The sequence below is a fragment of the Arthrobacter sp. Y3223164 genome (assembly GCF_059091005.1).
Genome location: NZ_JBNHGF010000055.1, coordinates 1 through 11,913, shown reverse-complemented (window position 1 = coordinate 11,913; position 11,913 = coordinate 1). Strand labels below are relative to the sequence as shown.

14 protein-coding genes are annotated in these 11,913 nt (G+C 65.6%); 10 read left to right on the top strand and 4 right to left on the bottom strand.

The genetic code is table 11. The features are described from left to right. Window positions 1–365 (top strand): class I SAM-dependent methyltransferase (locus tag AC5RUJ_RS05185; RefSeq protein WP_494155646.1); only part of this gene is annotated, 365 nt, incomplete at its 5' end. Window positions 366–454: 89 nt separating this feature from the next. Here AC5RUJ_RS05185 and AC5RUJ_RS05180 read toward each other — a convergent pair. Then, window positions 455–1,348: a glucose 1-dehydrogenase gene (locus AC5RUJ_RS05180; protein ID WP_494127902.1), complete on the bottom strand. Its 894-nt coding sequence runs from the start codon at window positions 1,346–1,348 to the stop codon at window positions 455–457. A gap of 307 nt (window positions 1,349–1,655) precedes the next feature. Here AC5RUJ_RS05180 and AC5RUJ_RS05175 point away from each other — a divergent pair, with 307 nt between their 5' ends. From AC5RUJ_RS05175 to AC5RUJ_RS05150, 6 genes are all read left to right on the top strand, one after another. Continuing rightward, window positions 1,656–1,868: a CsbD family protein gene (locus tag AC5RUJ_RS05175; protein WP_493978548.1), complete on the top strand. Its 213-nt coding sequence runs from the start codon at window positions 1,656–1,658 to the stop codon at window positions 1,866–1,868. A gap of 250 nt (window positions 1,869–2,118) precedes the next feature. Further along, window positions 2,119–2,532, top strand: coding sequence for a CBS domain-containing protein (locus AC5RUJ_RS05170; RefSeq protein WP_494013916.1), 414 nt, complete (start codon window positions 2,119–2,121; stop codon window positions 2,530–2,532). 11 nt (window positions 2,533–2,543) lie between these two features. Continuing rightward, complete coding sequence (locus AC5RUJ_RS05165; protein WP_494127901.1) at window positions 2,544–2,753, top strand: hypothetical protein; 210 nt, start codon at window positions 2,544–2,546, stop codon at window positions 2,751–2,753. Window positions 2,754–3,042: 289 nt separating this feature from the next. Then, window positions 3,043–3,294: a hypothetical protein gene (locus AC5RUJ_RS05160; RefSeq protein WP_493999630.1), complete on the top strand. Its 252-nt coding sequence runs from the start codon at window positions 3,043–3,045 to the stop codon at window positions 3,292–3,294. A 157-nt stretch (window positions 3,295–3,451) separates the two neighbouring features. Further along, on the top strand, window positions 3,452–3,907 hold the full coding sequence (locus AC5RUJ_RS05155; RefSeq protein ID WP_494109216.1) for a hypothetical protein: 456 nt from the start codon (window positions 3,452–3,454) through the stop codon (window positions 3,905–3,907). Beyond that, a complete protein-coding gene (locus AC5RUJ_RS05150; protein ID WP_494127915.1) occupies window positions 3,871–4,866 on the top strand; it encodes a DNA topoisomerase IB in 996 nt (331 codons plus the stop codon). The genes AC5RUJ_RS05155 and AC5RUJ_RS05150 overlap by 37 nt, the downstream gene beginning before the upstream one ends. Window positions 4,867–4,991: 125 nt before the next feature. Here the strand turns inward: AC5RUJ_RS05150 and AC5RUJ_RS05145 are convergent, their stop codons facing one another. Next, window positions 4,992–5,636 carry an MBL fold metallo-hydrolase gene (locus AC5RUJ_RS05145; RefSeq protein WP_493999632.1) on the bottom strand — a complete coding sequence of 215 codons (645 nt, stop codon included), beginning with the start codon at window positions 5,634–5,636 and terminating at the stop codon, window positions 4,992–4,994. A 109-nt stretch (window positions 5,637–5,745) separates the two neighbouring features. Between AC5RUJ_RS05145 and AC5RUJ_RS05140 the strand changes: the two genes are divergently transcribed. After that, on the top strand, window positions 5,746–6,129 hold the full coding sequence (locus tag AC5RUJ_RS05140) for a GntR family transcriptional regulator (RefSeq protein ID WP_493978542.1): 384 nt from the start codon (window positions 5,746–5,748) through the stop codon (window positions 6,127–6,129). A gap of 200 nt (window positions 6,130–6,329) precedes the next feature. Then, complete coding sequence (gene uvrA, locus AC5RUJ_RS05135) at window positions 6,330–9,176, top strand: excinuclease ABC subunit UvrA (protein ID WP_494023311.1); 2,847 nt, start codon at window positions 6,330–6,332, stop codon at window positions 9,174–9,176. 133 nt (window positions 9,177–9,309) lie between these two features. On the opposite strand, the gene AC5RUJ_RS05130 is transcribed toward uvrA, so the two are convergent. Beyond that, window positions 9,310–10,698, bottom strand: a complete 1,389-nt coding sequence (locus AC5RUJ_RS05130; RefSeq protein ID WP_494128294.1) for a glycine--tRNA ligase — start codon at window positions 10,696–10,698, stop codon at window positions 9,310–9,312. Between the two features lie 185 nt (window positions 10,699–10,883). Between AC5RUJ_RS05130 and AC5RUJ_RS05125 the strand changes: the two genes are divergently transcribed. Further along, window positions 10,884–11,111, top strand: coding sequence for an RNA-binding S4 domain-containing protein (locus tag AC5RUJ_RS05125; protein ID WP_494014231.1), 228 nt, complete (start codon window positions 10,884–10,886; stop codon window positions 11,109–11,111). A 17-nt stretch (window positions 11,112–11,128) separates the two neighbouring features. Here the strand turns inward: AC5RUJ_RS05125 and AC5RUJ_RS05120 are convergent, their stop codons facing one another. After that, window positions 11,129–11,779, bottom strand: coding sequence for an alpha/beta hydrolase (locus tag AC5RUJ_RS05120; RefSeq protein ID WP_494026396.1), 651 nt, complete (start codon window positions 11,777–11,779; stop codon window positions 11,129–11,131). Window positions 11,780–11,913 lie beyond the last annotated feature (134 nt).

Below are 11,913 nucleotides of genomic sequence, written 5' to 3'. Positions count from 1 at the left end.
CGTCGCACGCGCTCATGCGGGCGCTCGCCGGCTCGCCGCGGTGGCATCGCCGGCTGGACGGGGTGCTTCGCCACGAGGACGCAGTCTCCGAACCCGAGGACTACCTCATGCTGCTACGGGACGAAGGCTGTGACGCCGACGTCTGGGAAACGACCTACCAGCAGTTGCTCCATGGGCCGGACCCGGTGCTGGAGTGGGTCAGGGGCACCGGTTTGCGCCCCGTCCTGGCCGCCCTGCCGGCGGCAGAAGCGGCCAAGTTCGAATCCGCGTACGCCACGCTGTTGCGCGACGCCTACCCGGCCGGCGAACACGGAACCGTGTTCGGATTCCGCCGGATCTTCGCGGTGGGACGCAAGCTCGGCTGAGTCTTCTGTTCTCCGCTTTCCTCCGGACGACCGCCCCGCGGCCCGGTGGGCGGCGCAGGGGCGGTCCTCGAAGGCCGGGCGTTTCGCTTCTACGGCGTGGGCGTTCCGCCGTTGACGTTCAGCGTCTCGCCGGAAACGTAGCTCGACTCCGGCGAGGCCAGATAGACGTAGGCCGGCGCCAGTTCTGTGGGCTGCCCGGCGCGGCCGAGGGGAACGTTCTTGCCAAACTCCGGCAGCTTTTCCTTCGGCTGTCCCGCGCTGACCTGCAACGGGGTCCAGAAGGGGCCGGGGGCCACGGCGTTGACCCGGATGCCGCGGCTTGCCAACTGCTGCGCAAGACCCTTGGTGAAGTTGTTGATGGCCGCCTTGGTGGAGGCATAGTCCAGCAGGACCGGCGAGGGATTGTAGGCCTGGACCGAGGTCGTGTTGATGATCGTCGAGCCCGGCGGCATGTGCGGCACGGCCGCCTTGGTGATCCAAAACATGGCAAAAACATTCGTGCGGAACGTGTCCTCGAACTGTTCGTCGCTGATGTCTTCGATCTTCTCGACGGCGATTTGGCGCCCTGCGTTGTTGACCAGGATGTCCAGCCCGCCCAACTGTTCCACCGCCTTTGCGACCAGCTCGCGGGACGCCTCGGCATCGGAAATATCGCCCGGAAGGAGCACCGCCGTCCGGCCATCCTGCTCGATGACCGAAGCGACGTGCCGGGCATCGGATTCCTCCGCCGGAAGGTAGGAGAGGGCGACGTCGGCTCCCTCGCGGGCGAACCCGATGGCGACGGCGGCGCCGATGCCGGAGTCCGCTCCCGTGATCAGGGCCTTGCGGCCGGTCAGCCTGCCGGTGCCGCGGTACGACTCTTCGCCGCGGTCGGTCTCGGGCTCCAGCTCTTTGTCCAGCCCGGGCTCCGGCTGGCTCTGTTTGGGCGGCGAGATGCTGGGAAAACGGTCTACCGGATTCTGGAAGGTGTACTGATCTGTCATGTCTGGCTCCCTTCTAACGGCCGCTGCGAAGGCTCCGCCGGCACCTTTGGTGCCCCACTGGAGTGGAAGGCGTGGCCGGGGACCGGCCGGTATGGTCAGTATGCTGATCGTGATGCCACCCTACGCTGTCGCGCATCGGGTCGTACAGCCGGGTAGCGGCCTGCCCTCCCGTGAGGATCCGGAAGCGCGAAAGGGCAGCCCCGGGCGAACCGGCCCGAAGGTCAGCAAGCTTTCTACTTGGCCCGCGGCGCGATACTCTGGCTGAACCTGTAGGAAAACCTGAACCGAAAGAGGTGCTGATATGGGTATGGGCGACAAGTTCGATGCTGCGAAGGACAAGGTGACCGGCAAGGTCAACGAAGCCGTCGGCGAGGCGAGGGATGACAAGTCCCAGCAGCTGAAGGGCAAGGGCCAGCAGGTCGAGGGCGAGGCCAAGGACAAGATCGCCGACGCCAAGGCCCACCTGAACGAGGACGCCGACCGTGTTGCCGACGACACCGAAGGCGGCGCCAGGCGCTGATCCGGTTCCTTTGTCACAGAGCCCCCGTGAGCCGCTGGTTCACGGGGGCTCCGTGGCTTAAAGCGCTGGCCGGCGGCCAAGGGGATGGGCGCAAATCCGACGTCAGCGGCGGGGGAGGCGCCGGCCGCCCTTCAATTCCCCCGCGCCCTATGGTAATTGTAAGTAACCTTATAAATCAGCTTGGCGTGCTCGTCCCCGCTGGCCGGACGGTGCGCGAAGCGGCTCGAACTACCTGAAGGGACTGATATCCGTGACAACCGCAAGGGAAATCATGACCGGTGGTGTTGAATGCATTGGCGAGAACGAGACGCTGGAGCTGGCCGCGCAAAAAATGCGCGACCTCGACGTGGGGTCGTTGCCCATCTGCGGTGAGGACAACAGGCTCAAGGGCATGGTCACGGACCGCGACATTGTGATCAAGTGCCTGGCCGACGGGCGGGACCCGCGCGAGGTGAAAGCGGGCGAACTGGGCCAAGGCAAGCCGGTGACCATCGGCGCGGACGACAGCATCGAAGAGGCCATCAGAACCATGCAGGACCATCAGGTGCGCCGGCTGCCGGTCATCGATGGACACGACCTGGTCGGAATACTCAGCCAGGCCGACGTCGCCCGCAACTATCCGGAGGACCGGGTGGGTGAACTGGTCGAGTTCATCTCCTACTGATCCCGGCGGCCATGATGTCGGAGCAGTTGCCGGAGGCGTATGCCAAGTACCTGGCCGGATATGAGCCGACCCAGGCCGACGCGATCCTGCCGGTGCTGAAGCAATCGGCCGCCGAAGGCGATCGCGGCGTGCTGGTCCGCTTCCTCCCCAACGAAGTGCAAGCCATGGCGACCGAGGAGGTCCCGTTCGGAACCATCCGGGAAGAACGCTACGACGAATAATCATCCCGCCGCCCCGGCGGACGGGTGCCCGGGATGCCCACGGCATCCCGGGCTGCCGCCTGTCAAGACCAAGGCGTAAAATTAACCGCGCCGGCGCGATAATACAGTCATTCGTTGCCGGAGGGGGGAAGCGCTTGTAAGCTCGCAGCAGTTGGAGCCGAATCGGCTCCCGGGCTATCTGGAGGCTGCGCATGGACAGGTCCGATGCCGGTCGGTATGCAGGGGGTTTCCTCGGTTTGGGGCGGAACTGATGCGGCACCGCCATCTGTCACCCGCCGACGAATTTCCCATGGATCTGGCTCCCCTCGGCGACCCCGAACTGCTGGCACTGTACGGCAGGGCCATGCGCCAGCTCGAGCGGGAAAGCATCCAGTTCGGCGCGGCCGACCCCGAGACCGAGTTCCGCTTGGAGGAGCTGCGGGTCGAACTGGACCGGCGCGACAGCAGGGACGCGCTGCAGGCCAGCAAGCGGCGGGTCCGTGGCCTGTACGGCAAACCCGGGGGCGAACCGCCGGACTCGCTGTATGACGGCACCAGTTAGCCCCGCCCGGGGCTGCTTCCCTGGCGGCTGATCCAAGCGGCCCGTGCCGCGGTGGCCGTACACCCTTCCGGGGGCGCCGCCGCGGCGCTTATGCTGCTTTTCCAACCTCAGTATGATGGGTTACAAACAGTATACTTATCATTAGTTGGATTGCAGATTGGAAGGGCAGACGATCATGATTGCCAATGACAGTTCAAGTGCCCATGCCGGCCAGGACCGGGAACCGGGAAGCGCGTTGCCCGATCCCTCGTGCTCTGCCTGCAGCACCGACGAGTACCTGGTCTTCGATGCCGTAACGCTGCTGCCGCCGCAGGCCGGGGCACCCGCACTGCCGCGATGGGACGTCAGCTACTGGTGCAGCCGCTGCGACGCGTACTACGGGCACGAAACCTTCAAGGTGCCGGCCACGGAATCCGAGAGCGTCGGAATCGATTTCGGCGCCGAGGGCTACATGCACTGCGGGGAGCCCATGCAGCCGGTGGAACGCATCGACCACTCCATCGTAGATCCCGTGGATGCAGGCTCCCCGGAAACCGGGCCGCTCCCGACCGTGCGGGTCGACGTCGAAATCCTTCGCTGCAGCTGCGGATTCAAGATGGAGGTGCCCGTCTGAGGCTAAGGCGCAGCAACGTCCGTGCACCCGGCATCACCCGCCGGCGCCACGGGACGGGGTTTTCCTACCGCAACCCCGACGGTTCGAGGCCTGCCGGGGACGAGCTCCGAAGGATCAAGGCGTTGGCGGTCCCGCCGGCGTGGTCGGATGTGTGGATCTGCCCGGCACCCAACGGGCATATCCAGGCCGCGGGAACCGACGACGCCGGGCGGCGGCAATACATCTACCATGCCCGTTGGCGGGAACTCAGGGATCGGGAAAAGTTCGACCGCTCCCTGGCGTTCGGAGCCACCCTGACCACCGCGCGCCGCAAGGTGACGAGGCTGCTGAGGTCCGGCGAACGAACCCGCCCGGTGGCCTGTGCCGTTGCCTTCCGCCTGCTGGACAGCGCGTCGTTGCGGATCGGTTCGGAAGTCTACGCCGAAGATAACGGATCCTACGGGGTTACGACGTTGTTGGTTCGCCACGTGCAGGTGCGGGAAGATACCGTCCGGCTGCATTTTCCCGGGAAGAGCGGACTGCAGTGGGACGTGGAACTGAAGGATCCGGATATCGCCGTCCAGCTGGCGGCGGTGCGGACCCTGAAGGCCGACGATCCGGCCATCGGTTACCGCAACGGCACCGGAGACTGGTCGGGGCTGGGCGCGTCGGAGTTGAACGAGTTTATCCACGAACTCTGCGGGCCGGAGTTCAGTGCCAAGGATTTCCGGACGTGGCAGGGAACGGTAACGGCCGCCGTGGCACTGGCCGGCTACACCGGCAAGCCGAATCTCACCGGACGGCGCAAGGCCGTGGTCGCAGCCATGCACGCCGTCTCGGAGCGGCTGGGCAATACGCCCGCCGTCGCCCGCAAGTCGTACGTGGATCCGCGGCTCGTGGACCGCTTTATGGCGGGACAGATCCCGGACGCCGCCACGTACTCCGCGGCGGAACGCAGCCTGCCGTCCTTCCTGGCCTGACAGGGGCAGCCTGCCATCCTTCCTCGGGTGGCAAGGGAGCGAAAGCAGCCCGCGGCGCTAGAATTAGAGAGCCCCGGCAGGCGGGATTCCCCCCAACGTCCACGTCTGTCGGGGTTGAATGCGCCCTACCAGCCGCGCGATTTCCACTCGTCCAGATGAGGCCGTTCTGCCCCGAGCGTGGTGCCGGCGCCATGGCCCGGATGGACCACCGTGTCGTCGGGCAGGTAGTTGAACACCCGTTCGGCCACATCGTTGAAGAGGGTTGAAAACCGTTCCGGGTCCTGCTGCGTGTTGCCCAGCCCGCCCGGAAACAGGGAATCTCCGGTGAACAGGTGCGGCGGACCCTCGGGTGCGCGGTAGAGCAGCGCCACGGAACCCGGCGTGTGCCCGCGCAGCTTGATGGCTTCCAACGAGAATCCGTCGAAGCGGCCGACGTCCTGATGCTCGAGCGCAACATCGGTCCGCACCTCGATCTGCGGAATATCCTCCACCCCGGCCGCCGTTTTGGCGCCGGTAGCGGCCACCGCCTCCGGCAGGGCCCGGACATGGTCCCAGTGGCTGTGCGTGGTCACGATCAGGGCAACCTCGGCCGGCCGCCCGGCATCCGCGGCGCCCTCGCGCAGCAGTTGCTGGATGGCCGGAAAGTCATCGGCGGCGTCGATCAACACCTGGGTGCCGGAAGCCTTGGCCGTCAGCAGATAGACGTTGTTGTCCATCTCGGAAACGGAAATACCGCGGATGGTGACTGCAGGATCTTCGTGAAGCAACATGCTTCCCAGCCTACCGACAGTCGACCCGGACGGCTCAGGATGTCATTCTGGTTGTAGCAGCGGACAGGCAGCGCGATGCTGGGGACACGACGAGGAGCGGGCGCAGACGATGGAAGCGAGCGAGTTTGACTGGCGGATGAACCGCGACAGCGCCGTGCCGCTCTTCGAGCAGTTGAGGCTGCGGATCATCGAAGCGGCCGATGCCGGCGAACTTCCGGTGGGCACGAAGCTGCCGCCCGTCAGGCGGTTGGCCGATCATCTGGGTGTGGTCCCGAATACCGTGGCACGCGCCTACCGGGAGCTTGAAACTGCCGGGCGGGTGGAAACCCACGGCCGGGCCGGCACCGTGGTCAGCGCCGGAGCCGGCAAGGCCCGCCAACAGCTGGGCGATGCCGCCGAAGCATTCGCCCGCGCCGTTCACGGTCAAGGGATCGGCGGCAAGGAAGCACTCGCCGCCGCCAAGGCCGCGCTGGAGCGCCACGGCATCAAGTAGGCGGCATCAGCCGTCGTCTGCCGGCCAGGGGAGCCCGCAATTGCGGACGCTCTCTGTCCGCAGGTGCCGTCCGCCGTGACCGATGTAATACAAGTTCGAACGAATTTTCGATTAGAGTAGATACCGTGCTAAAAGCAAGCGAAACGTCCGTCCCGGCGACCGATTCCGAGTCTGCCACCCCCGTTTCCCGCTCCGCGGACATGTCCCGGCTGGTCGTCAAGGGCGCCCGCGAGCATAATCTGCAGAACGTCAGCGTGGACCTGCCCCGCGACGCCATGATCGTCTTCACGGGCCTGTCCGGCTCGGGCAAGTCGTCGTTGGCCTTCGATACGATCTTCGCCGAGGGCCAGCGCCGGTACGTGGAATCGCTCTCTTCCTATGCGCGGATGTTCTTGGGGCAGGTGGACAAGCCGGATGTGGACTTCATCGAGGGCCTGTCGCCGGCGGTCTCGATCGACCAGAAATCGACCAGCCGCAACCCGCGCTCCACCGTGGGAACAATCACCGAGATCTACGACTACCTGCGCCTGCTGTGGGCCCGCGTCGGCCGCCCCTTTTGCCCCCAGTGCGGTGAACCGGTGGAGAAGCAGACCCCGCAGCAAATCGTGGACCAGCTGCAAGAGCTTCCCGAAGGGACCCGGTTCCAGATCCTGGCCCCTGTAGTGCGCGGGCGCAAGGGCGAGTTCGTCGACCTGTTCAAGGAACTGAGCACCAAGGGCTTTTCCCGCGCGAAGGTGGACGGCAAGCCGGTGCAGCTAAGCGAACCGCCGAAGCTGGGGAAGCAGTACAAGCACACCATTGAGGTGGTGGTGGACCGGCTGGTGGCCAAGGAAGGCATCCACCAGCGCCTGACCGACTCGGTGGAAACCGCCTTGGCCCTCGCGGAGGGCCGCGTGCTGGCCGATTTCGTCGACATAGACGAGGACGACCCGGGCCGTACGCGTAGCTTCTCCGAGCACCTGGCCTGCCCGAACGAACACCCGCTCGCCATCGACGAGATCGAGCCGCGCTCGTTCTCGTTCAACAACCCGTTCGGCGCCTGTCCGGCCTGTACCGGTATCGGCAGCAAGCTTGAAGTAGATGTGGACCTGGTGGTCCCGGATCCCGACCGGAGCCTGTCCGAGGGCGCCATTGCCCCGTGGTCCTTGGGCAAAGCCACGCAGGAGTACTGGACGCGGTTGCTCGAAGGGCTCTCGCATGAGCTGGGGTTCTCCATGGACGAGCCATGGAAGAACCTGCCGAAGAAGGTCCGGGAGGCCGTACTGCACGGCAAGGACTTCAAGGTCGTGGTGCAGTACCGCAACCGCTTCGGCCGGGAACGGAAATACAGCACCGGATTCGAGGGCGCGTTCCAGTACATCCACCGAAAGCACGAGGAAACCGAGTCCGAGTGGGCGAGGGACCGTTACAAGGAGTACATGCGCGAGGTCCCGTGCCCGGAATGCAACGGCGCGCGGCTGAACCCCGCGTCGCTGTCCGTGCTGATCAACGGCAAGTCCATCGCGGATGTGTCTGCCCTGCCGCTGCGCGAGGCGAGTTCGTTCCTCGCGGGCCTGGAGCTCTCGGCCCGCGAAACCCAGATCGCCCACCAGGTACTCATCGAGATCCAGGCGCGGCTGCGGTTCCTCCTGGACGTGGGTTTGGAATACCTGAATTTGGAGCGCGCCGCCGGCACGTTGTCCGGAGGGGAGGCCCAGCGCATCCGGCTTGCCACGCAGATCGGCTCCGGCCTGGTCGGCGTGCTCTACGTGCTCGACGAGCCCTCCATCGGCCTGCACCAGCGGGACAACCGCCGCTTGATCGAGACCCTCACACGGCTGCGCGACCTCGGCAACACCCTGATAGTGGTGGAACACGACGAGGACACCATCGCCGAGGCCGACTGGATAGTGGACATCGGACCCGGCGCCGGCGAGCACGGCGGCGAAGTGGTGCACTCCGGCTCGCTTCAGGAACTGCTGGACAACACGCGTTCCATCACCGGTGACTACCTGTCCGGCCGGCGCCGCATCGAACTGCCGGCCAAGCGCCGGAAGATGGACAAGAAGCGCCAGATCAAGGTGGTGGGTGCCCGGGAAAACAATCTCCGCGGCATCGATGCCTCGTTCCCGCTGGGAATCTTCACCGCGGTCACCGGCGTCAGCGGCTCCGGAAAATCGACCCTGGTCAACGACATCCTCTACAAGGTGCTGGCGAACAAGCTCAACGGAGCCAAGCATGTTGCCGGCCGGCACACCAGGGTGGAAGGCGTGGACCAGCTGGACAAGGTCATCCACGTCGACCAGAGCCCGATCGGCCGCACGCCACGCTCCAACCCCGCCACCTACACCGGTGTCTTCGACAACATCCGCAAACTGTTCGCCGAGACCAACGAGGCGAAGCTCCGGGGCTACCTGCCCGGCCGGTTCTCGTTTAACGTCAAGGGCGGGCGCTGCGAGGCCTGCTCCGGCGACGGCACGCTGAAGATCGAGATGAACTTCCTGCCCGACGTCTACGTTCCGTGCGAGGTCTGCCACGGCGCGCGGTACAACCGCGAGACGCTGGAAGTCCACTACAAGGGCAAGACGATTGCCGAAGTCCTGGACATGCCGATCGAGGAAGCAGCGGAATTCTTTGCCGCGTTCACCCCGATCGCCCGCCACTTGCGGACCCTGGTGGACGTCGGGCTGGGGTACGTCCGGCTCGGACAGCCCGCCACCACGCTGTCGGGCGGGGAGGCCCAGCGCGTCAAGCTCGCCAGCGAACTGCAGCGCCGCTCGAACGGGCGAAGCATCTACGTGCTGGATGAGCCGACCACCGGCCTGCACTTTGAAGACATCCGCAAGCTCCTGCAGGTGCTGCAGGGGCTGGTGGACAAGGGCAACACGGTGATCACCATCGAGCACAACCTCGACGTGATCAAGAGCGCCGACTGGGTTGTGGACATGGGGCCCGAGGGCGGTTCCGGCGGCGGCCAGATCATCGCCAGCGGCACTCCCGAGCAGGTGGCGGCAGTCGAGGGCAGCCACACCGGGCGCTTCCTGGCGGAGGCGCTCGGCCAGCAGTGAGCCTGCCGGAGGGAAGAAGGTATTCCCGAGCAGGAATGGATTCCGGCGGATCCGCGGATCTGTGGGAAAATGCCCGGGTGACTCAATTGCCTGCGCTGGTACAGCGGCTGCGGACGCGCGGTCCGCGGCCGGTTCAGGCTCCGATCAGGCGGGCTGCCAAATATGCTTCGACCTTGTCCAGGGAGACCCGTTCCTGGGCCATCGAGTCACGTTCACGGATGGTCACCGCCTGGTCCTCGAGCGTGTCGAAGTCCACCGTGATGCAGAACGGCGTGCCGATCTCGTCCTGCCGGCGGTAGCGGCGGCCGATGGCACCGGCGTCGTCGAAGTCGATGTTCCAGTTCTTGCGCAGCGCCTCCCCCAGCTCCTTGGCCTTGGGCGAGAGGTCCTCGTTGCGGGACAGCGGCAGCACGGCGGCCTTGACCGGGGCCAACCGCGGGTCCAGCCGCAGCACCGTGCGCTTGTCCACGCCGCCCTTGGCGTTCGGCGCCTCGTCCTCGTTATACGCGTCCACCAAAAAGGCCATGAAGGACCGCGTGAGCCCGGCGGCCGGCTCGATCACGTACGGGGTGTAGCGCTCGTTGGTGGCCTGGTTGAAGTAGCTCAGGTCGGTGCCGGAGTGCTTGGAGTGGGTGGACAGGTCAAAGTCCGTCCGGTTGGCGATGCCTTCCAGCTCGCCCCATTCCGAGCCCTGGAAGCCGAAGCGGTATTCGACGTCGGTGGTGCCCTTGGAGTAATGGCTCAGCTTGTCCAGCGGGTGCTCGAAGAGGCGGAGGTTGTCGCGTTTGATGCCCAGGTCCACGTACCACTGCAGCCGGGCGTCGATCCAGTACCGGTGCCACTCTTCGTCCGTCCCGGGCTCCACGAAGAATTCCATTTCCATCTGCTCGAACTCGCGGGTGCGGAAGATGAAGTTGCCCGGGGTGATCTCGTTGCGGAAGCTCTTGCCGATCTGGCCGATGCCGAACGGCGGCTTCTTCCGCGAGGTGGTCAGGACATTGTTGAAGTTCACGAAGATGCCCTGCGCGGTCTCCGGGCGCAGGTAGTGCATGCCTTCTTCCTGGGCGACCGGGCCCAAAAAGGTCTTCAACAGGCCGGAGAATTCCTGGGGTTCGGTCCACTCGCCCTTGGTGCCGCAGTTGACGCAGGCGATGTCCTTCAGCCCGTTTTCCGGGGCGCGGCCCTTTTTCTCCTCGTACTCTTCTTCGAGGTGGTCGGCGCGGTAGCGCTTGTGGCAGTTCAGGCACTCCACCAGCGGGTCGGAAAAGACGTCCACGTGGCCGGACGCTTCCCAGACCTGGCGCGGCAGGATGACCGAAGAATCCAGTCCGACCACGTCGTCACGGCCGCGGACCATCGTCTGCCACCACTGGCGCTTGATGTTTTCCTTCAGCTCGACGCCGAGCGGCCCGTAATCCCATGCGGAGCGGGATCCACCGTAAATTTCACCAGCCTGGAACACGAAGCCGCGGCGCTTGGCCAGCGAAATAATCGAATCGAGGGCTGATTTGGCTGCTGCCATGAGGTGGTTCTCCGTATCTCTCCAGGGCCGCTGGGTGCGGTCCGAGGGTTGTCATGGCACAGATCCGCCCGGCTGCTGCAGGCACGGATCGGCGCATAGCGAAGCTACAACGTTAGCCTACCGAAAACGGGAACCCGAACCCGAACCGCGCGGATGCATCGACAGGCATCAGGCATGATGGTTCCATGGCTTCCGACGATATCCATGACGTGCCGATCCGCGACGAGATGATCCGGCTGGGCCAGCTGCTGAAGCTGGCCAACCTCGCCGACGACGGGATCCAGGCCAAGGAGTTCGTCGAGAACGGACTGGTCCAGGTCAACGGCGACATCGAAACGCGCCGCGGCCGGCAATTGCACGCCGGCGATACGGTCAGCTGCAACGGCCAAACGGTGCGGGTCAGCCGCGACTGACCCGCACGGGCCGTTTGCTACTTCCCCTGCAGCACCTTGTAGGTCAGGAACTCCTTCACATGCGCCAGTTCCTGGGCGTTGATGCCGTGGCCGATGCCGGGGTAGAGGACCTTGGTCAGGTCCACATGCTCGTTCGTCCAGGCGTGGGTGAACTCGATCTTGTCCGGGGTGATGACCTGGTCCGCTTGGTCCCGGCCCCAGAAGAGCGGGGGCTTGATCGCCTTGACCGCATCGTCGCGGAAGAAATCGTTGCCCGCGGCCGGCACGGCGAATCCGGACAGGCCGACCACCGCGGCGATTTCCTCCGGGCGGTGCCGCAGCACCGAGGTGGCCACCGCCATGCCCATGGAAAAGCCCAGCACCGAAACGCTGCTGTGCATGTCCTTGACTCCGTCCAGCCAGGACACCACGTCGCTGACGGCCTTCGTGACCTTGTCCACGGAAAAGTCCGGCTCGTGCATCAGGGGGAACCAGGTGAAGCCTGGCCCCATCGCCACCGGCGCGCGCACCGCCGCCACGGTGAATTCCTCCGGCAGTCCGGGCACCAGGCCCATCAGGTCCTGCTCGTGGGATCCGTAGCCGTGGAAGAGCACCAGCAGGGGCGTCCCCGCCCGCTCCTGTTCGGGTTTGGACCAGGCAACGACGGGCTGATAAGCAGTTTCAGTCATGAGTTCCATGATGGCACAAAGAGCCCATTGCTTGAAAGTTCAATCTTCTTAAGGTGTCGGATCTCCCAGGGCCCGGGCACCCGAGCCGGTGCCGGGGAGGGTGCCGCCCGCGGGCTGGCCGGCCCCGCCGCTCC